The 20,128-nt window shown below is 69.2% G+C and carries 16 protein-coding genes; 8 read left to right on the forward strand and 8 right to left on the reverse strand.

Translation table 11 applies throughout. The features are described 5' to 3' along the window. Window positions 1-20: 20 nt before the first annotated feature. Entirely contained in the window at window positions 21-416 is a 396-nt protein-coding gene (locus JOD64_RS34025; RefSeq protein ID WP_372434257.1) for a MauE/DoxX family redox-associated membrane protein, read from the reverse strand. Window positions 417-1,092: 676 nt separating this feature from the next. Here JOD64_RS34025 and JOD64_RS26980 point away from each other — a divergent pair. The 3 genes from JOD64_RS26980 (at window position 1,093) to JOD64_RS26990 (ending at window position 5,814) form a co-directional block, all read left to right on the forward strand. After that, window positions 1,093-1,395: a hypothetical protein gene (locus JOD64_RS26980; RefSeq protein ID WP_109818861.1), complete on the forward strand. Its 303-nt coding sequence runs from the start codon at window positions 1,093-1,095 to the stop codon at window positions 1,393-1,395. Beyond that, on the forward strand, window positions 1,392-3,032 hold the full coding sequence (locus JOD64_RS26985; protein WP_204944810.1) for an amidase: 1,641 nt from the start codon (window positions 1,392-1,394) through the stop codon (window positions 3,030-3,032). The genes JOD64_RS26980 and JOD64_RS26985 overlap by 4 nt, the downstream gene beginning before the upstream one ends. 220 nt (window positions 3,033-3,252) lie before the next feature. Next, a complete protein-coding gene (locus JOD64_RS26990) occupies window positions 3,253-5,814 on the forward strand; it encodes a M14 family metallopeptidase (protein WP_204944811.1) in 2,562 nt (853 codons plus the stop codon). A gap of 392 nt (window positions 5,815-6,206) precedes the next feature. On the opposite strand, the gene JOD64_RS26995 is transcribed toward JOD64_RS26990, so the two are convergent. Then, complete coding sequence (locus tag JOD64_RS26995) at window positions 6,207-8,102, reverse strand: M14 family metallopeptidase (protein WP_204944812.1); 1,896 nt, start codon at window positions 8,100-8,102, stop codon at window positions 6,207-6,209. A gap of 656 nt (window positions 8,103-8,758) precedes the next feature. On the opposite strand from JOD64_RS26995, the gene JOD64_RS27000 reads away from it, so the two are divergent. Further along, the gene (locus JOD64_RS27000; protein WP_204944813.1) at window positions 8,759-11,287 is read left to right on the forward strand and encodes a LamG-like jellyroll fold domain-containing protein; all 2,529 of its coding nucleotides are present in this window, start codon (window positions 8,759-8,761) and stop codon (window positions 11,285-11,287) included. Between the two features lie 208 nt (window positions 11,288-11,495). Here JOD64_RS27000 and JOD64_RS27005 read toward each other — a convergent pair whose 3' ends face one another. Continuing rightward, window positions 11,496-12,275, reverse strand: a complete 780-nt coding sequence (locus JOD64_RS27005) for an FkbM family methyltransferase (RefSeq protein WP_204944814.1) — start codon at window positions 12,273-12,275, stop codon at window positions 11,496-11,498. Between the two features lie 596 nt (window positions 12,276-12,871). Between JOD64_RS27005 and JOD64_RS27010 the strand changes: the two genes are divergently transcribed. After that, window positions 12,872-14,167: a cation:proton antiporter gene (locus JOD64_RS27010; protein ID WP_307813696.1), complete on the forward strand. Its 1,296-nt coding sequence runs from the start codon at window positions 12,872-12,874 to the stop codon at window positions 14,165-14,167. A gap of 192 nt (window positions 14,168-14,359) precedes the next feature. On the opposite strand, the gene JOD64_RS27015 is transcribed toward JOD64_RS27010, so the two are convergent. The 5 genes from JOD64_RS27015 to JOD64_RS27035 form a co-directional block, all read right to left on the reverse strand. Next, window positions 14,360-14,914 carry an efflux permease Rv1217c-related protein gene (locus JOD64_RS27015; protein WP_504740337.1) on the reverse strand — a complete coding sequence of 185 codons (555 nt, stop codon included), beginning with the start codon at window positions 14,912-14,914 and terminating at the stop codon, window positions 14,360-14,362. A gap of 171 nt (window positions 14,915-15,085) precedes the next feature. Continuing rightward, window positions 15,086-15,385 carry a BON domain-containing protein gene (locus JOD64_RS27020; protein WP_204944816.1) on the reverse strand — a complete coding sequence of 100 codons (300 nt, stop codon included), beginning with the start codon at window positions 15,383-15,385 and terminating at the stop codon, window positions 15,086-15,088. Window positions 15,386-15,540: 155 nt separating this feature from the next. After that, a complete protein-coding gene (locus JOD64_RS27025; RefSeq protein ID WP_204944817.1) occupies window positions 15,541-15,846 on the reverse strand; it encodes a GlsB/YeaQ/YmgE family stress response membrane protein in 306 nt (101 codons plus the stop codon). Window positions 15,847-15,972: 126 nt separating this feature from the next. Continuing rightward, entirely contained in the window at window positions 15,973-16,590 is a 618-nt protein-coding gene (locus JOD64_RS27030; RefSeq protein WP_204946275.1) for an STAS domain-containing protein, read from the reverse strand. Between the two features lie 151 nt (window positions 16,591-16,741). Continuing rightward, window positions 16,742-17,155 (reverse strand): STAS domain-containing protein, encoded by a 414-nt coding sequence (locus JOD64_RS27035; RefSeq protein WP_204944818.1) that lies wholly within the window; start codon window positions 17,153-17,155, stop codon window positions 16,742-16,744. A 154-nt stretch (window positions 17,156-17,309) separates the two neighbouring features. Between JOD64_RS27035 and JOD64_RS27040 the strand changes: the two genes are divergently transcribed. Genes JOD64_RS27040 through JOD64_RS27050 form a run of 3 tightly spaced genes read left to right on the forward strand, consistent with a single transcriptional unit; the run spans window position 17,310 to window position 19,908 of the window. Further along, window positions 17,310-17,999, forward strand: a complete 690-nt coding sequence (locus tag JOD64_RS27040; protein WP_204944819.1) for a response regulator transcription factor — start codon at window positions 17,310-17,312, stop codon at window positions 17,997-17,999. Further along, entirely contained in the window at window positions 17,996-19,351 is a 1,356-nt protein-coding gene (locus tag JOD64_RS27045; RefSeq protein ID WP_204944820.1) for a sensor histidine kinase, read from the forward strand. Before JOD64_RS27040 ends, JOD64_RS27045 begins: the two co-directional genes overlap by 4 nt. Continuing rightward, window positions 19,348-19,908, forward strand: coding sequence for a GerMN domain-containing protein (locus JOD64_RS27050; RefSeq protein WP_204944821.1), 561 nt, complete (start codon window positions 19,348-19,350; stop codon window positions 19,906-19,908). Before JOD64_RS27045 ends, JOD64_RS27050 begins: the two co-directional genes overlap by 4 nt. The last annotated feature ends 220 nt before the right edge of the window (window positions 19,909-20,128 follow it).

The raw sequence follows: 20,128 nt of genomic DNA on the forward strand, positions 1-20,128 counted from the left end.
GATGTGCCGTTCTGCCGCTGCTACCAGGCGGCGGATGTCGACGGCTTTGTTCGGGATCCCGACTGCGGCGCGAACCGAAGCATGAACGTCGGGTGCCAACTGCTGATGAGGCCGGTGCCGAGGGTGACTTCGACGCCGGGAACGCTCCATGCGAGTGGCAATGCAGACGGCGCAAGCCGGTAACCGGCAACGGCCATTGCGAACCGACGCGGTGCGCGCACCTTTGCGGGGGCAGCCGCGATCAGAAGGAACCCCTGCCACGTCAGAACGGCGAACCGGAACGCTCCCACGAGTAGGCCTCCCTGTATGGTCACCAAATTAGACTGCGATAGAAGTCCCTCGTCAAGAGGGCAAAATCTGTCCACCAGAAGCGGTTTGAGCGACCGTCTATATCGATTCACATAACTGTTATGCATCAGGCCGTGGGTTGCGTCCACGGAAGTCGTGTACGACTTGCCCGTGATGGGCTTGTTGCGTAGATGAGGAGACGGCCACCGCGCGATCCTTCGAGACGGCAAAGTCCGAGTGAAGGAGTGTGCTGCACGACGGCCGCATCTGAGAGTGCGAACCCTGTTGACCTGCTGCGCGAGCAGATCGCGGACGCGTCGCCGGCTCTGTTGCAGGCGATGACCGAGTTCGAGGTCGAGCGCCTCTACGGGACTCAACCCTGATGAGCATCGGCGAGGGCACGAACGACATCCTGCGAACCGTTGTCGCGAAGGCGCTCGTACGCGGCGAGGTGACCGTCTGATGCTCCCACGGCAGCTCGACACGCGCCGACTCGAAGCGAGCCAGTGTCGCCGTGAACGTCTTCGCGCCTCGGTGTCCCAGCACGCCCTGCGCCCGCGCGTGCGCGTACGCCTCGACCTGCACGATGTTCTTCCACGGGTCGTCCTTGACGAACCGGTAGAGCAGGTACTCGGCGTGCGCCTGGCTGGGCCCGCGCAGGTCGGGCACACCGAACCCGCTTCCGAAGGAGCGGAGGGGCAACCTCAAGAGTTGCTCAACTTGTTCCCGCAGCGGACTGTCGCGAATGGCGCCCGACCTACGGTCAGTTCTCCCCGACCGGATCACGCGACCCCTGGGAGTGTCATGGCACCTACTCCACCGACGGACGCCGAGCTGAACGTTCTGATCCGCGCCCGGCTCGCCGCGCTCGGCATCGACCTCGACCAACTTCCGCCCGGGACCACCCCCGACCCCGAGACCGGCTCGCCCGGCCGGGACTCCGTGCTCGCCTCCCTGCGCTCCTTCGTGCGGGGCACCGTCGCGACGCTCGCCGCATACCAGCTACCCGCACCCGTTGGCACCGACCCCGAGGTCGCGAACGCGCTGTCGCAGCAGCACGTGCCGGTCCTATACCCCTCCAACAGCACGGAATGGCGGAAGGCATGAGGTCGGAACCGTTCGATCGTACGGTCGACCGCCGGGCGTTTCTGGCCCGCGCTGCCGCGCTGGCCACCGCCTCAGCCGTGGGCGCGACCGTCGGACTGCCCTCGGTGGCGCTGGCGAGTAGCAGCCTGTCCACCAACACCGGGCCGGGAACGAGGAGGCGGCCGCTGGACCAGCCCAACGCCTACACCGAGCCCCGGCCGGCGGCACTGGCCGAGCCGACCGAGCTGACCATCGCCGAGGCGGCCTGGCTCATCCGCGCCGGCAAACTCACCCCGGAGCAGTTGGTCGAGGCGTATCTGGCCCGCATCTCCCGGTACGACGGCAGCTACCAGGCGTTCAACCTGGTGCTCGCCGACGCCGCCATCGCGGCGGCGAGAGTTGCCGCACGCCGGCCCCGAGACGGCGTGCTGCACGGCATCCCGTTGGCCATCAAGGACAACTACTACACCGAAGGAGTCCCCACCACCGCCAACTCCTTCCTGTTCCAGGACTTCGTGCCGCCGTACGACGCGACCGCGGTGGCCCGGCTGAAGGCAAGCGGTGCGATCGTGCTCGGCAAGACCCAGATGGGCCCGCTGGCGACCACCCGCGCCACCACACCAGCCGGCCTGATCACCACGGTGAACGCCTGGGCGCCGACCAACCCCGGCACCGACCCGGGCGGGTCGTCCACCGGCACCGCCACCGCGGTCGCCGGCCGGATGGCCACCTCCGGCATCGGCACGCAGACCGGCGGCTCGATCACCGCCCCGTCCAACGCGCAGAACCTGACCGGCATCAAGCCGACCATGGGCCGGGTCTCGGCGGCCGGCATCATCCCGCTCACCTACACCCGCGACCATCCGGGACCGCTGGCTCGGGACGCCAAGGACGCCGCGATCATGCTGACCGCGATGGCCGGCGAGGACTCCATGGACCCGCGCAGCCAGGGACTGCCCCAGGTGCCCGACCTGATCGACGCGGCCAGCCCGGTCTATCACCGCCGCCGCGTCAAGCTGCGCTGGAACACCAGGATCGGGGTGCTGCCGGGCTTCACCAACGGCACCTCGCCCACCGCACTGGCGCGTGCGGCCTACCTGGCGCAGCTCGCCGCGATCCCTGGCGCCACCCTGGTGGACGTGCCACTGCCGGACGAGTGGAGCCTGTTGACCGGCAACACCTTCAACAACGCCCGGCTACCCGAGCGAACCGAGCCGTTCATGCCCTACCTGCGCACGGACCTGCGCGGCTTCGGGGTGTCGGTGACCAGCTGGCTGCAGGGAGCGCTGCTGGGTGGCAACGAGTTCATCACCACTCAGCGGGCCAAGCTGCTGCTGCTGGACCGGGTGCTCAACGAGCTCTTCGACGGCTGCGACGTGGTGGTGCAGACCGACCCGGTGCCCTTCGACATCCTGGGCCTGCCCGAGATCGCCTTTCCGATCGGGGCCACCGCCGCCGGGCTGCCGATCGGCACCATCCTGGGCGGCCTCCCATACGCCGAGGACCGGCTGTTGTCGGTGGTGGCCGCCTACCAGGCGGTGACGGACTGGCATCTGCGGCGGCCGGCCGACCCGCCGACCGACGCCGGCGCGCGTGGTGCGGCTCCGGCCCAAGCGCACCGCCTGACGGCTGAGGAGGTCGCCGAGCTCAGCCAGTAACGTGCGAACGGCGGGCAGTCGATGCCCGCCGTTCGTTTTTCCTCATCGCGGGTCGCGAAGCTCAAGATTTCCTCAACTGCCATTGTGAGCATTCCGGACCTCGATCGAAACCTGTTGAATCAAGCCATCCGATTGGCGCGGCCGCCCCTACCGGACCCTTTTCCGTCGTGTACGTACTGCGAAGGGGTATCAGGTGAAACGAAGACTGTCTCGGACAACGGTGTCGGTTGCTTGCGCGCTGGCTCTGGTCGGTACGCCGGTGTTGACGTCGGCGACCACCGCTACCGCCTCGAACCGCGTACCAAAGCCGGAGTCGGTGATCGGCTGGGCGCCGTGTGCCGACTACAAGCTCGCCACCTACGAGCAGATCGCCGAGTACTACCGGGCAATCGACAAGGCCAGCGACCGGATGAAGCTGGTCGAGATCGGCAAGACCAGCGAGGGACGGCCGCAGCTGATGGCCATCGTCTCCTCCGAAAAGAATCTCAAGGACGCGAACCTCAAGCGCTACCGGGAAACCTCGGTGCGGCTCTCTCAGGGCGACTCGCTGTCCGAGTCTCAGGCGCATGACCTGGCGAAGAACGGCAAGGCCATCGCCTGGGTCGACTTCGGCATCCACTCCACCGAGGTGGCTGGCCACCAGACCGCCCCGCAGTTCGCGTTCGACCTGGTGACCAGCGAGACGCCCGAGGCGCGAGCGATCCGGGACAACGTCATCACCCTGTTGGTGCCGAACGTGAACCCGGACGGCGGCACGAAGGTCGCCGAGTGGTACAAGAAGAACCTGGGTGGGCCCTACCAGGATGCCGGCTACCCCGAGCTGTACCAGAAGTACGCCGGGCACGACAACAACCGGGACTGGTACATGTTCAACCTGCAGGAGACGCAGAACGTCGGGCGTCAACTGTTCCACGAGTGGATTCCGCAGGTCATGCACAACGTGCACCAGACCGCGGTCTTCCCCGCCCGGATCAGCATCCCGCCGTACGAGGACCCGCTGAACCCGAACATCAACCCCCAGGTGGTCCGGGGCGTCAACCTCGTCGGCGACGCGATGGGGCAGCGGCTGGATCGCGAGGGCAAGGTCGGCGCGCTGGCCCGCCAGTCGTACGACATCTGGTGGAACGGCGGCGCGCGGACCGCACCGTACTACCACAACCAGATCGGCATCCTGACCGAGACCGCGCACGCCTCGGCGACCCCCAGGGTGTACGACCCGGCGACCTTCCCGAAGACCTTCGCGGACGGCACCTCGACGAGCGAACCGTCGGTCTTCTACCCCAGCCCCTGGAAGGGCGGGGAGTGGCACCTGTCGCAGAGCTGCGACTACATCAAGTCGGCCTCCTGGGCGATGCTGCGGGTGGCCAGCGACGACCGCGAGGGCCTGCTCTACGGCATGGCGCAGATGGCCCGGGACGGTGCCCGCAATGGTGCCGGCACCACCTACGTGATCCCCGCGGATCAGGCGGACTTCCCGACCGCCACCAAGCTGGTGGACAAGCTGCGCTGGAACAACATCCAGGTCGAGCGTGCGGTGAACTCCTTCACCGTCGGCAAGCGCACCTACCCCGCCGGGAGCTACCTCGTGCGGGAGGCCCAGCCGTACCGGGCAGCCGTGTTGGACCTGCTGAACCCGCAGGTCTATCCGGACCGGCGGCTCTACCCGGGTGGCCCGCTGGAGCCGCCGTACGACATCACCGGCTACACCCTGTCGTTCCAGATGGGCGTCGCCGTCGACAAGCTCGGCCAGGCGGTGCAGGCCAGCACTGTCCGGGTCGACTCGCCGACGGTGCCCGCGGGTGTGGTGGCCGGCGCGCCGAAGTACGCGTACGCCCTCGACCCCCGGGTCAACGACAGCTCCGCCGCCGTGAACTCCCTGCTGGCGGCGGGGGACAAGGTCTTCCACAGCAGCGCTGAGGTGACCACTCGCAGTGGCAAGCTGCCAGCTGGCACGTTCCTGGTGACGCCCCGTCCGGGCACCGAGGCTCGGGTGACGGCGCTCGCCGCCCAGTACGGGCTCAGCATCGCCGCGGTGGACGCGAAGCCGGCCAAGGTGCGGGAGCTCGTCGCGCCTCGGATCGGACTGTACGACGGCTTCAACAACTACGACGAGGGCTGGACCCGGCTCACCCTGGACCAGTTCGGCTTCGGTTACCAGAAGCTGACGAACGCGTCAGTCCGGGCCGGCGATCTGCGGGCGAAGTTCGACACGATCGTGCTGCCCGACGCCACGTACAACTCGATGCGCAACGGCCGGGCGGCTGGCTCGCTGCCGCCGGAGTACACCGGCGGGATGACCGACGCTGGCGTGGCCAACCTGAAGGCGTTCGTCGAGGCGGGCGGCACGGTGGTCACCCTCAACAAGGCCGCAGAGTTGCCGATCAAGGCGTTCGACGTGCCGGTCAAGGACGTCACCGAGGGGGTGCCGGACACCAGCTACAACATTCCGGGCTCCGTGCTGAACCTCAACGTCGACGCCAGTGACCCGGTCGCCGCCGGGTTCGGATCGACCGCGTCGGCGTTCGTCGCCGACGGGCCGGCGTTCGAGGTCGAGGACGGCGCGCAGGGTGTCACGGTGGCGGCCACCTGGCCGAAGACCAACCTGCTGAAGAGCGGTTTCCTCCTCGGTGAAGACGTTATCGGTGGCAAGGCGGCCGTGGTGACGGCGAAGGTGGGCGACGGGCAGGTGGTGATGATCGGCTTCAAGCCGCAGCACCGGGCCCAGTCACACGGCACCTACCGGCTGCTGTTCAACGCGATGTACCTGGGGGGTCAGCGCTGACCTGACGTGGATCGTGGTGGCCGAGCGCGCTCCTGCGCTCGGCCACCGCACGCGCGTAGGACGAGCGTCCCGCGTCCACGATCAGTCCCTGCCGAGCAGCCCAGTGCACCAAAATCGTCCACCGCGCGGCTGCGCTCCTCATCGACTCGCAGAAGACCGACCGGATCCTTTCGTCGCCGCCTTCGGAGAGCACGTCGGCAACGTCCTCGGCTGCTACCAGCACCACAACCTGCGCCGTAGCCCATCGCTTCGGGTCTGTCGCTCGTCGTCCTCGTCGGGCACACCAGCCATCCAACCAGGTCACCGTATTCCTCGCCGGACACCGGCCGCCGGTGTGGGACGACATGGAGAGGTCCCCGCCCCACACTGCGGGACGGGGACCTCTCCAGCGATCAGTTCAGCCGCGCCGACGCGGAGTCCAGGCCTCCCCGGACGCTGACAGCCTTCACCGTGATGGTGTCGGTGGCGGCCTTGACGACCCGCAGGCGGACCTTCTGCCGGTCACCCCCGTCCAGATAGAACTGGGGTGCGGCTCCGACGGCGCGCGCGCCCTCCACCTTCACGGTGTCCGGAGCGACGATCTTGTTTTCCTTCGCCTGCTCGAGAGCGGTCGGGATACGGCCGGCGTTCCGGACCGAAGCCGTGATCTCATGCGTCGCTCCGTCACCCTGAGCGCCCTTGAGCTTCTTGACCTGCACGTCGCTGAGGTCGACCTGCGGCAGGGACTCGGTCAGATACAGGTTGAACCGGGCCTGGTTGGTGGCCCACTCGCCGATCAGATCGGCCGAAGGGTTCTGCGACCAGAACTTCGGGTTGATGCCGCCGATCTCGACCGCCCCCAGCTTGGGGTGCTCCACCTTCGTCCACGGCAGGAAGCAGTTCGTCCGCCCGTTCTCGGCGCACCACCGCGACCGCTCCCAGTCGGCGTACCTGCCGTCCTTGTCGTAGTCGGTGAAGTCACCACCGTTCCAGATCTCGTCGCCATACCAAATGGCACCATACTGGAAGTAGCCGAAGTCGGGGCCGTGCCCGAACAGCGGCGTCGGCTGGCCACCGTTGCGGGCGGCGTAGTCGATGTAGACGCTCCCGGCATGCCGATAGCCGGTGAACGAGACCCCCGCCTTGTCGAAGTGCTCGTAGAGCTTGCGGTCGGTCGAGTACATGCACTCGACGGGATCGCAGGTCGAGGGCCCCCGCAGATGCATGGGCACCCGGGTGTCCATGCTGTTGACGGCGCCGATGTTGGTGTGCGACATCAGCCAGGTGTAGACGTGGCGGGTCTCCGGCTCGGACAACGGGTACTCGCCGGCGCCGCCCTGGGTCAGATTCCGGTCGGTGGCGTCGTCCTCCGGCATGACGTGCCAGTTGTACGGGTAGTTGCGGTGCAGGTCCAGGCCGCCGACACCGTCCTCGTCGTAGCGACCGTCGCCGTCGTTGTCCGTACCCTCGGAGAACATCAGATAGTCGCCCTTGCCCGCGCCGACGTTGAGCATGGCGTTCCTGGCCGGGTCCCGCTCGTCGACGACGTGCGTCCCCTTGCCGGCGCCGACGTACTGGCGCACCTGGCTCAGGTACCCGTCACCGTTGAGGTCCTCACCCGGATCCTCGTCGCGCTTGCCGTCCCCGTCGGTGTCGTACGGCCGCACCGTCGACCGGTTGGTCTGGGCGGTGTACAGGTACATGTCGTGCCCGTCCGGGTTGTTGACCGGACGGATGTACACGGTCTTCTCGTCGAGCAGCTTGTCGACCTTCTGGTCGCGGCCGGCCTGCGTGATGAGGTGGTGCGCCAGCCACAGCGAGCTCTCGGCCGACGAGACCTCGCCCGAGTGGCGGTTTCCCTCGAAGTAGGCCGCCGGCTTGTCGGTGTCCGCGCCGGTGGACTTGTCCGTGATGGTCACCTGGTAGATCGGCTGGCCGCTGAAGCTCTCCCCGACGATGTGCAGGTCGACGATGTCGGGACGTTCGTGTGCCCACTTCCGCAGCCACCACTGGATCTCGATGCCGGTGTGGTAGTGGCCGAAGTCCATCTGGCCGGGCTTTTTCGGCTGCACCTGGTCGTACTTGACGACCTTGAACGTGCTTTCGCCGTCTCGTTGGCCGGCGATGGTGATGGTGGGGGACGTGGGGGTCACGCTGCCGGGGAACGGCCCCGGATCCTGCGGCGGCTGCAGGCCGACGGTGTAGGTGGGGGTCGAGGAGAGGGCCGCGCTGTCGAGGAGGTCCGCGCGGTCCGACCCCCAGAGGGGCGCGGCGCCGAGGACGAGGGCCCCCGCTGCCAGGGCCGCCACCATGAAGAGCGGGCGCGGGCGTCGGCGGAGGTGCTTGCTCCCCAGCGACCGCTGAACGGCGGCAGAGGGAGTGGAGGCTGGTGACTGACCGGATGAGGGCTGTCGAACGTCGGAACCCAAGGCAAATCTCCCGTGTCACGTGGTGCGTGCCCACGCCTAGGCAGGGGCAGCTACGTTCTGTGAGGGTTGCAACCCACTGGGTACTCGAGTTGAGATCACCGTAATCGGTCGGCACATAGATGTAAATGCCTGCATGCCGTTGGCTCCTTACCTCCGGCGGCATCGAAGCAGCGTGACGGCGGCTGTCCCGTCCACGGTAAGGGCGACGGTAAATCCTGTGGAACGTCGAATTTCCGCCGACTACCGGTAGGACCGTCCACTGAGCTCGGAGGCTGTTTCCGCCCAGCCCGTCAGCGCCAGGGTTCCCGCTGTTCGAGCTTGTTCGGTGGTGACCGAATCAGCTCAGTCTTGTCGATATCTATTGACATCGCTGCCGGAACAACGTTGTCTTGTGGTCAGCCGTGACCTGCGCGCGGTGGGATCTGGCAGCGGACCCGTCCCGCCCCGGGAACATCGACCAGTGACCCGGCCGCCCACCCTCGGAGCGCACCACTGGCAGCCGCCGCCCCCGTCCGCACTCCCGAAGGGCCGACCGCATGACCCGACGCGCCTCCAGCCGACGCTGGCCATTCCTCGCCTTCGCCACCGCGGCCGTCCTGGTCGCGACCACAGCACCGACCGCCGCGACCGCCGCGCCCCAACCCGACGCCGACACCGGTTGGACGAAGGGAACACCGCCGCTGTCCACGCCGTGGACCGATGACGTCTCACCCACCAACGCGCTGCCCGAATATCCGCGGCCGCAGCTGACCCGGTCCAGCTGGCAGAACCTCAACGGCGTGTGGGAGTTCGCCGGTGCGGCCGCCGGCGAGGCCCCGCCGGTCGGCGAGCAGCTGGCCGAGCAGGTGTTGGTGCCCTACCCCATCGAGTCGGCCCTCTCCGGCATCCAACGGCACGAGGACCGGATGTGGTACCGCCGGACCTTCACCGTGCCCGAGCGGTGGCAGGTCGGCCGGGGCCAGCGCCTGGTGCTGCACTTCGGCGCGGTCGACTACGACTCGAAGGTGTGGGTCAACGGCCACCAGGTGGCGACGCACCGGGGCGGCTACGACGGCTTCGACGCCGATGTCACCGACGCACTGCGGCCCGGCGGGCAGCAGGAGCTGATCGTCTGGGCCGAGGACCTGACCGACGCGACGTTCCAGCCGATCGGCAAACAGCGCCGGGTCGGCGACCGGGGCATCTTCTACCAGGGCAGTTCCGGCATCTGGCAGACGGTCTGGATGGAGCCCGTCTCGGCCACGGGCGCCATCGACTCGCTGAACCTGACGCCCGACCTGGGCGACAAGTCCCTGCGCTTGCGCGCGAACCCCACCTCCGGGGCCGAAGGCCTCACCGTCGAGGCCGTGGCGTACGACGGACACAAGGCCGTCGCGCGCGTCTCCGGTCCGGCCGGGACCGACCTGACGATACCCATCGCCAAGCCCAAGCTGTGGTCACCCGACTCGCCTTTCCTCTACGACCTCCGGGTACGCCTGTTCGACGGCCGCAAGCGGGTCGACGAGGTCGGCTCCTACTTCGGGATGCGCGAGATCGGCACGGCGAAGGGCGCCGACGGCAAGCTTCGCATGACGTTGAACGGCAAGATCCTGTTCCACATGTCCACCCTCGACCAGGGCTTCTGGCCCGACGGGCTGAACACCGCACCGACGGACGAGGCGTTGCGCTTCGACCTGGAGCAGCACAAGGTGCTCGGCTTCAACACCGTCCGCAAGCACATCAAGGTCGAGCCCAGCCGCTGGTACTACTGGGCGGACCGGCTGGGACTGATGGTGTGGCAGGACATGCCCGCCACGAAGCCCGGCCGCCCGACGGTCGAGTGGCAGCGGCAGTGGGAATCCGAGCTCGGCGAAATGATCCGCGAACACGCCGCGCATCCGTCGATCGTGGTGTGGGTGCCGTTCAACGAGGGCTGGGGTGAGTGGGACCGGGGCGCCACCGGCCGCATTGCCGACTCGGTTAAGCAGCAGGACCCGACCCGGCTCGTCAACGCGCACAGCGGCGTGAACTGCTGCGACTCCCTCGGTGACTCCGGACGCGGGGACATCATCGACCACCACCAGTACCTCGGTCCGGCGTCGCCACTGCCCACCGCCGGCCGGGTGGCCGTCGACGGAGAGCACGGCGGAATGGGCCTCGAGGTCGACGGTCACATGTGGTTCGGCGAGGGCGGCGCGTACTGGATGGCGCCGGACTCCGAAACGCTGACCCGACGGTACGTGGAGAACCAGCGCGACCTGCTGCGCATAGCGAACACCTGCGGGGTCTCGGCCGGCGTCTACACCCAGATCACCGACGTCGAGCACGAGGTCAACGGCTTCTTCACCTACGACCGGCGCGTCGAGAAGATGGACTTCGACCAGGTGCGCGCGGTGAACGAGGCGGTCATCCGCTCGGCCGACGGTACCGGCGCGAACGTTCCTCCGCCGCCGCCCGGCACGCCCGGTCTCACCGGAGTCGGCTACTGGCCGCTGGACGAGAATGCCGGCGACACGGCCAACGACGAGGCGGGCAACAATGACGGCCGGCTGGTCGCCGGGCCCACCTGGACGGCCGGCAAGACGGGTTCGGGCCTGCTGTTCAATGGCAGCAACCAGTACGTCGACACCGGCAGGACCATCCTCGACACGACCGCCAGCTACTCGACCTCGGCGTGGGTGCGGCTTGACAGCGCGGGTGGCGCCTTCCAGACGGTGGTGAGCCAGGACGGTGCCTCGAACAGCGCCTTCTACCTGCAGTACTCGGGCGCTGACCGACGGTTCGCGATGAGCTTCGCCGGGGTGCGGGCTCTCGCCCCGACCACCCCGGTCGCCGGGCAGTGGTACCACCTCGTCGGTGTCCGGGACGCGGCGACGGGTCAGCTGCGCCTCTACGTCGACGGGCAACTCGCCGGGCAGGCGAGCGCCTGCCTCGGCGACGGTTCCACCGGGCCCCTGGTCATCGGCCGCGGCAAGTTCGGCGGCAACCCCGTCGACTACCTCGACGGCACGATCGACCAGGTGCACGTCTACGACCGCGCGCTGAGCGCCGCCGAAGTGACGGCGCTCTACGAGTCCGGCAAGTAGCACCGCGGGTTTCCCGGGAGGGGGCGACGACGCCCCCTCCCGGCCCGTGCCGGTGAACGGGCGGAAAGGACCATCCCGACGAGGACGCCGCCGCCGACGGCGATCTGTGGACCGGGTACGCCTCGAACCGATCACCCGGTGAGGCGCCCACTCTGAGGACCGCCTTTTTTCGATGACTGGGCGGACGAGGTTTTCGGCATGGGCAGGGTCAGGCGGGCCGGGCGCGGGCGTAGACGTCGCCTGAGTTGGTCTCGTGGGGTAGCGCCCGCAGGTACGCCGCCACCTCGTCCGCCGGCCGCCAGCCATCAAGGGCGAACGCCATGTCGTCGCCGAGCGCCACGGTGAACGTGGTGAAACCCAGCCGGGTGAGCCGGTCCAGGCAGTGCGCGGCCAGGTCCCGTTCGATGGTGGTGAACTCGAAGGACAGCGCCGGCAGAGGGCGGCTCAATCCGGCCAGCACGGCGTCCTCGAACCCCTCCACATCGATCTTTACGAAGCCCGGCACGCCGTGCGCCGCGACCAGGGTGTCGAGTGTGGTTCCGGCCACCTCGATCTCGACGTCCCAGATCTCGTCCTCCCAGCCGCCGGCCCCACCGGCGGCGTGCAGGAAGCCCGCCGACGCCGTGGAGATCGTCGGGTTCGCCGAGTTGACGTGCAGCCGTACCGGCCCGGTAGACGCCCCGCACGCCGCCTCCACCACGGTCACCCGGTCGTCGTCCGCGTAGAGGGCGCGCAGCGCCCGGGTGCAGAGCGGTTGCGGCTCGACGGCCACCACGCGTGCGCCCAGCCGCCGGAAGCTGCCGAGCCGGTCGCCCACATGCGCGCCGACGTCGAAGACCAGATCCCCTGGGCGGACCAGGGGCGCGTAGAACGCGTCCATCGCCGCCTCGCGGGCCGGGTCGCCGTAGTACGCCTCCAGGGAGCGGCGCAACCCGGACAGGGTCGGGTCCGCCTTGAGTGCCTCCACCGCGCTGAGGTGATCGACCACTGTTCTGACCGTAGTCGCGTCCGGAGCAACGCGAGGGTGGTTCGCGTTCATTTGCCGGACACCCCTGGATACCAGCCTCCTGGAATGGCGTAGGCGGGGATCGTGGCCATCGTTTGGCGACGGCGAGTGCGCGACGTTCAGCGACGCTGCGGCCGTAGGCCACCACGGCGACGGCCTCGGCGAGAGCCCGTCGGAGGCGACCACTCACGCTGCTCGTGTCCCGGGCAGCCTCCAGGAACCGCCCCATACTGCTTGCCCATTCTCGGCGGCAACAGCCGCGTCATGTCCGTCGCGTCAGCTGTTTGCAGCGGAATCTCGAGAAACGCCCTGGTGCGATGCACGCCAGCCGCAAGGGTGGCGAACTTCGCATGGTTGACCCGACGCGGACGGCCACCGCCGAGGACCGCGCTGTCGGCCGTTGTGTGCTGGCCCTGATCGTCGCCGTCGGTGAGGGCGTCCAGCGTCCCGGCCAGCGGTGTTGGGCTCCCGCACGCCGGGAGCGGCCCCGTCGGCGGGCCGTTATGATCTGCGAGGTCTGTGGAGCGCCGGGAAGTCTGGTCGGCACCGTGTTGAACCCTGCGCCACGGAGGTTTCCTGTGCTGCTCCTCTGCTTCGCCGCTGTCCTGCTCGCCGCCGTGCTCGTGTCGGCGCTCGCGCACCGGACGATCCTGTCCACGGCGGCGTTGTTCCTGGTCGCCGGGTTCGTCCTTGGTGAGGGCACCACCGGGGTGTTGCACCTGCAGGCGGACTCGCCGATCGTGGCGCAACTGGCCGAATTGGCCCTGTTCGCGGTGCTGTTCAGCGACGGGATGCGCGTGGGCTGGGCGGACCTGCGCAGCGCGTGGCGGCTGCCCGGCCGGGCGTTGGGCTGGGGCCTTCCCCTGACGCTGCTGGTGACCGCAGTGCTGGCGCACTATGTGGCCGGGTTGGGCTGGGCGGAGGCCCTCCTGATCGGGGCGATCCTGGCGCCCACGGATCCGGTGTTCGCGGCCGCGTTGGTCGGGAATGACAAGGTGCCCGCGCGGCTGCGGCACCTCCTCAACGTCGAGTCCGGGGTGAACGACGGACTCGCGCTGCCGTTCGTGGTGGTGCTGCTCGCGGTCGCGGCCGGCTCCGACAACCTGCACCTGGGCGAGTTGACCACCGAACTCGGCGTCGGCCTGGCGATCGGGGTGCTGGTGCCACTGGCGGCGCTCGCGCTGGAGCGAACTCGCTTTTTCGCCGCCTCGGCGGCGTACGCGCCGCTGAACGGCGTCGCGATCGGGCTGCTGGTGCTGGCGCTCGGCAAGGCTACCCACGGCAATCTGTTCCTCGCCGCGTTCGCTGCCGGTATCACCGTGGCGACCTTCGGGCCCCGGGAACGTGCGGCGTTCGAACACTTCGGGGAGAACATCGCCGAATTGCTCAAGCTGGGGGCGCTGCTGGTGTTCGGCGCCCTGATCTCGGTGGAGTTCCTCGGCGACATCTCCTGGACCGGTTGGGTCTTCGCCGTCCTGGCCATCGTGGTCGCCCGCCCGATCGCACTGTGGATCTCGTTCCTGCGCTCTGGGCTGAGCCTGCGGGAGCAGGCGGCTGCCATGTGGTTCGGGCCCAAGGGCTTCGCCTCGGTGGTCTATGGCCTGCTGGTAATCGAGTCCGGCATCGCCGCAGCCGACGAGATCTTCCACCTGGTCGCGCTGACGATCGTCATATCGATCCTGGCGCACTCCTCGACCGACGTCGTGATCGCGCAGGCCTTCGACGACACCCGCGACACGCCCAACTGGCACCACGCGCTGCGCCGGGTGCGTCGACGGATAGCGGTCCCGCGTCGGCCTGCCGGCGACCCTGCGGCGACTGCCGCGCCGGACATCGACGGCGAGGCCGAGGACGGTCAAGCAACCGCGAAGTAACGCAGCCGGTGGCGCTGACGGCGGTGGTGTTCCGCCGAGATTCACGTCAAGCGCGAGCGCCACCATGGATGGCAAGGTCACGACTCGCACGATGATTCGCGTGCTCGGGGAGGCCACCGAGCCGGCGGCCTGCAGCCGGATGATGCGACGTCTGACTGTGCGACACGTCTGACCGTGTTGTGATGGGACTGGTCAGGCACTCAGGTCACGGCGGCGGTAGCCGACCGTGCCGACGACCACTCCTGCTGCGGCGATGCCGGCCATCAGCGACGCCGAGACCCAGGCCGGTGCGGCGGCCGGTACCGCGGCCAGGTGCGCGAACGGGGACAGCGCGCGAATCCAGGAGGGCGCGTCGACGCTGTCGGCAACGACCTGCCACATGAACCCGCCAGCGGCCGGCAGTGCACCGATCGCCGCGACGGCGCGCGGTGCCCATCCGAGCGCCAGGACGGCAGCCGCCAGACACAGCAGCATGACCGGCACGACGTTCCAGGCGCCGGCGAGGGCGTCGCCGGCCCCAAGGCCAGCATGGACAGTGGCCGTACCGGCCCACATGGCGATTCCCGCAACCGTGATCAGGACCAGCGCGGCGCAGCCAGCGACGGCTGCTTCATGGGCCAACAGCTGCGCCCGGGTTACCGGTGCGGCCAGCAGCAGGGTGAGACGCTGGGCGTTCTCGTCCGCGGCGATGGCGGCGAGTCGCACGGCGACGAACACTCCGGCGGGGACGGCCAGCAGCGCGTACAGGCGCGATCACCTATCGCCTCGACCGCGTCCGGGACCTGACCGGCTACCACCACCCCGGCGAGCCGACCCAACGCTTCACGCTGCAGACTGCCGTACTCGGCGCTCGGCTGCTCGGCTGGCCGCCATAGCCCAGCAGCGCCAGATCAGGACGGCGTCACCGGTGATCGCCGGTCACCAGTGGCTACGCCGCGTGCCGCTGAGCCGCACCGTGTTGCAGATGTCGAAGACGCCGGGCACGTCGTAAGCGAGTTCCGCCGCGAGCTGCCGCGCCTTCGCGTCGCTGACCATGCCGGCGAGGATGACGACCCGGTTCTGCACGGAGACGGTGATCTGCTGACGCCGCGTGGTCCAGTCGATGCTCAGCCGCTGCGCGACCAGCGCCTCAATTCGTAGATCCTCGCAGTCCGGCTCGGGCTGGTCGGAGGTGTCGGCGAACCAGTTTTCATCGGGCAGTGGCCATGGCATGTACACGGTCAGCTCCTTGGTTGTGGCGACGCCGCGTGAAGTCGGAGACGGCCAGCCCTGACGTCCTCAGGCCGGTCAGGAACGGTGGGGCAGTCATGAGGGTTCGCTCCGGCTCTCCGTCCACGTCGACCGGCACAGGCCTCGCCATGCTGGCGGACGGTCTATTGGTGCCGGCGCTGCGTCATGTCGGTCCGTGGGGAGTCGGGTGGGTCGGGTCTGGAGGTGGCGACGACGAGGACGACACTGCTGCTGGCGAGACCGACCTGGATGACCAGGGCCATGAGGTTGAGGGTGCTGGTAGCGACGCCTGCCAGATGGGCGACGATGGTGCCCGCCAGCGCGGCGACCACCCCGACGGACACGGTCAACCAGACCGGGGCCTCCCTGCGTCCTGGGACGATGAGCCTGCCCAGCAGGCCGATGGCGACGCCGACGAGGAGCGCGGTGACGAGATCGGCGATGCTCATGGGCTTTCCTTGGGCGTTATTCGAGTACGGGTGCTTCGGCAAGTGGCGGTCGGTCTGGAAATTCGCTGCGGACCGGTGGCCATTCGACCGGTCGCTAGCTCCTTCTCAGGGCGGGACCGATATCGATCAGGAACTCGCAGGGGTCGCGGCGACGGCGGTTGGACGCTTCAACACCGAAGCGTCAGACAGTGCGGCGAGGGCGTCGTCGCGGCTGTCAAAGATGGGAAAGGCTCCGTCCAGGCGCATCGTGTGCAGGACGGTGCGGATGAACCGCGACGGCGCGGCCAGGCAGAGCGTGACCCCGCGGTCGCGGGCCTCGCGGTGGGCACGGACGAGGTGTCCGAGGCCGGTGGAATCGATGAGGTGCACCCGGCTCAGGTCGACCACGACGTTTCCGCCCATGTCGGCCGCGTGACGCAGGGCGGTGCGCAGGGTGTCCCCGGTGTCAAGGTCGACGTCACCGGTCGCGGCGACGACGGTCACATCGTCGAGATGGTCGATGCCGAGGATGCCGCCCGGACCGTGATCGCCGCACGACGTGTGGCCGCCAGCAGGGAGCGGCAGCAGGCTGCAGTGCGGGCAGCGGTGCGGGCCGGTGGCAAACGGGGAACCGCTCCAGCCCTGTTCGGACACCAGGGTCCAGACGACCTCGGCATCGGGGAGCGCGCACGCGGTGGCCGTGACGGTGTCACCGCAGGTGTCGCAGATCAGGGTCATGAGGTGGTCATCCGGGACAACGGTCATTCTGCTGGTCCTTCCTGGGCCATGTCTCGCCATGCGGTGGGACACGGCAATCGTGCAGAGCTGAGGCGGAGGCCGGCTCCCGAGCTTGACGTTTCCGGCGCTAATGGGCTGTTGCGCCCCGATGTTGGGCAACGTGAGCCCTGCGCGATCGTCAGTGAGCGACTTTTACCGACGCGCGACCGTGAGCGACCAGCGTCGGTGTGCGGGTGGGTTCCTGCACGGCCGGCGGGGTGCCGGGCGGCGATGATGGGCCAGTGTCGACGACCGGCAGGATCTGGCCCAGACGGGCGGCCTGCAGGATGCGCCGGATACGCGGGTTCGGATCGCGGACGGTGAGGACCCCGTCGGCGCGGGTCAGCCGCCGGTGCACATCGAGCAGCAGGCCGATCGCAGCGGCATCGATGTGCCGACACCCGGACAGGTCGACCACCACCTGTGCGGGATGCAGGGCCAGCAGGTGGTCGAAGACTGCGCCGGTCGCCGGCAGGCAGGTCAGGTTGAACTCGGTGACGCGCACCTCGACCAGCGGCAGCGTGCACGGCGTGGTTGCCGTTGGCCCTGTCACAGGCACATCCCTCTCCCTCGCGGATCCGGTCGCCTGTCACCCTGCCGGGCGGGTTTGGCGGCCACCACGCGGATCTGTGACAGTTCCGTGACAAATCCGCCAACCGGCCGTCACGGTTGGCCACCGAGCGGGTCGGCTGGGGATGATGCCGGGTATGACGGCCGTACTGGTGATCGAGGACGACGACCGCATCCGCTTGGCGTTGTTGCTCGCACTGGAGGACGAGGGGTACGACGCGGTGGGCGCGGCCACGGCGGAGGAGGGTCTGCGCGCGCAGCGCCGCGACCCCGCCGACTACGTGCTGGTCGACCTGATGCTGCCTGGCCTCGACGGTTTCGAGTGCATTCGGCAGCTGCGTCGTGACGACGACGTCCCGATCGTGGTGGTCAGTGCCCGCGACGACACGCACGACATCGTCGCCGCGCTGGAGGCCGGCGCTGACGACTATGTCGTCAAGCCGGTGGCGATCAAGGAACTGTCCGCGCGGCTGCGCGCCCTACGCCGTCGGACCCGTAGCGGCGTCGCGGGGTACGCGCCGGAGCCCGTGCCAGCGTTCGTGATCGGCGAGCTGGAGATCAGCCCCGACGGGGGAGAGGTTCGCCGAGCCGGCCAACCCGTACCGGTCACCCGCACCGAATTCCGGCTGTTGTGCGAGTTGGCCGAGCACGTAGGCCGGGTGCTGTCCCGCCAGCAACTGCTCGAACGGGTCTGGGGGTACGACAGCGGAGACGAACGGCTCGTCGACGTGCATGTGGGCCGGCTGCGGCAGAAGATCGAGTCGGACCCGGCGAACCCGAGACATCTGGTCACCCTGCGGGGCCTGGGCTACAAGTTGCAGCGATGAGACGCCTCGGACTGCGTACCCGGGTCACCGCCGCATTCGCCGTCGGCGCGCTCGTGCTTGCCGCGTCGATGGCCCTGATCTCCTACGAGCTGACTCGCCGCTCCCTGATCGACGAGCGGGAACGCACCGCCCTGCGCGCCGCGTACTTCGACGCGACCGTCGTCCGTGCCGGAATCGACACCGACACCCCCGACGTCGTACAGGTGCTCCGGTCGCTGGACACGGGCGGGAGTCGGCGGCCGGTGCTGCACCTGGACGGCGAGTGGTATGCCCGCACCGCAGATCCCGGCACCACCGCCGCCATTCCCGTCGAGCTGCGCCGGGTCGTCACCGCCGGCAAGCCCGCCGTGCAGCGGATACGCGTCGACGACCAGCCCGCCCTGGTCGTCGGCGTGCCCCTGTCCGCGACGGCGACCTACTTCGAGGTCAACTCACTCCGGGAGCTGGAACAGACGTTCCAGGTCCTGGCGCTCGCGCTGACCACCGTCGCGATCATGGTCGCCGGATCCGGCGCGGCCCTCGGCTGGTACGCCACCCGGCACGGGCTGCGCCCGCTCACGGCGGTCGCAGACGCGGCGGAGAAGATCGCCGCCGGTGATTTCACCGCCCGGCTGGACCCGGCCACCGACCCTGACCTGACCCGGTTGTCCTCGTCGTTCAACCAGATGGTCGACCAGCTCGCCCGGCGCATCGAGCGGGACCGGCGCTTCGCCGCCGACGTCAGCCACGAGCTGCGCTCCCCGTTGCAGACCCTCGCCGCCGCGGCCAGCGTCCTGGCCCGACGTCGCGAACAGCAGGACGAGCGAACGGCGATCGCGGCGGGGCTGGTCGCCGACGAGATCGACCGTTTCCAGCGTCTCGTCAACGATCTGATCGACCTGGCTCGCAGCGACCAGCCCGCGCACCGTGCCCCGGTGGACGTGGTGGCGCTGGCCCGGGACGCCTGCCACGCCCTGGACCTGCCCGCGTCGATCGTCCGCCTCGCACCGGAGGTGTCCGCGACGTGGTTGGTCGAGCGGCGGCGTGTCGCGCAGGTGCTGGCGAACCTGTTGGACAACGCCGTCACCTACGGGGGTGGGCCGACGTGTGTGCTGCTCGATCGCGATGGCAGCGCGGGTGTCGTCGAGGTCGAGGACGAGGGCCCGGGTGTGCCCCTGGAGGACCGAGAGGTGATCTTCGACCGTTTCGTCCGCGGGCGAGCCGCCCACACCCGGGGTGCCGGCGACGGCACCGGGCTCGGCCTCGCGCTGGTCGCCCAGCACGCCGCCGCACACGGCGGACACGTCACGGTCACCGACCGCCCCGGAGGGGGCGCCCGCTTCCGCATCACGCTGCCGGAGAGCCTGAGGTGAACCCTCGCCAATTCCTCGCCGTGGGGCTCGTCGCGCTGCTGACCGGTTGTGGCATCCCCACCGACAACGCACCCCGCGTCGTGCACCCGCCACGCGGGCCGTTCCCGACCGCCACCCCCGCGGACACCGCGCCGGTCGGCCCGGCCACCGAGACCGTCTGCCTGGTCCGCGACAACCGCATCGTCCCGGTGCTTCGGCGCGTGGACCGCCCACCCACCATCGAGGACCACCTGCGGCACCTGCTCGCCGGACCCACCGAGGCCGAACGCGACACCGACCTGACCAGCGCACTGCCGGGGGCGGTCAACGCCGCCGGTGCCACACTGACCGGCACCCAGGCGCGCGTCACGGTCGACGAACCCGGCGATGACGCCGGGCGCAGCGACGAGGTCCTCGCCTTCGGGCAGATCGTCTGCACCCTCACCAGCCGCGATGACGTCACCAGCGTGACGTTCCTGCGAGACGGCAGACCGTTGGGCGTGCCCCGCGCCGACGGATCACTGTCCGAACAGCCGCTCAGCCGCACCGACTACGCCCCACTGATCAGCGAACGGTGAGCCGGCCACTGCCGGGATGGCGGCCGACGGAGGCGGTACACGCAGCGCTCACTCCTGCGTTCCATCGCCCACCGCCCAGATGCGACCGCAAGGACCTGGCGTTGCTCAGGACGGCCGGGACGCTTGGCCCCCAATGCCTTGGCCGGAAGTGACGATGTCAGCACACGGGCTTCCCTCTTCCCCCGGGCCGGCACGCCCGTTGCCGACCGACCAGGCTGAT

Origin of the sequence: Micromonospora luteifusca (assembly GCF_016907275.1) — a bacterium.
In the GTDB taxonomy this organism is placed as follows: Bacteria; Actinomycetota; Actinomycetes; order Mycobacteriales; family Micromonosporaceae; genus Micromonospora; species Micromonospora luteifusca.

Bases quoted from the DNA above. Each gene is read 5' to 3' on its own strand.
- JOD64_RS27030 (WP_204946275.1), bottom strand. From the start codon at position 16,590: ATGACCGTTGTCCCGGATGACCACCTCATGACCCTGATCTGCGACACC.
- JOD64_RS34025 (WP_372434257.1), bottom strand. From the start codon at position 416: ATGCATAACAGTTATGTGAATCGATATAGACGGTCGCTCAAACCGCTT.
- JOD64_RS27025 (WP_204944817.1), bottom strand. From the start codon at position 15,846: ATGAGCATCGCCGATCTCGTCACCGCGCTCCTCGTCGGCGTCGCCATC.
- JOD64_RS27040 (WP_204944819.1), top strand. From the start codon at position 17,310: ATGACGGCCGTACTGGTGATCGAGGACGACGACCGCATCCGCTTGGCG.
- JOD64_RS26980 (WP_109818861.1), top strand. From the start codon at position 1,093: ATGGCACCTACTCCACCGACGGACGCCGAGCTGAACGTTCTGATCCGC.
- JOD64_RS27000 (WP_204944813.1), top strand. From the start codon at position 8,759: ATGACCCGACGCGCCTCCAGCCGACGCTGGCCATTCCTCGCCTTCGCC.
- JOD64_RS27045 (WP_204944820.1), top strand. From the start codon at position 17,996: ATGAGACGCCTCGGACTGCGTACCCGGGTCACCGCCGCATTCGCCGTC.
- JOD64_RS26985 (WP_204944810.1), top strand. From the start codon at position 1,392: ATGAGGTCGGAACCGTTCGATCGTACGGTCGACCGCCGGGCGTTTCTG.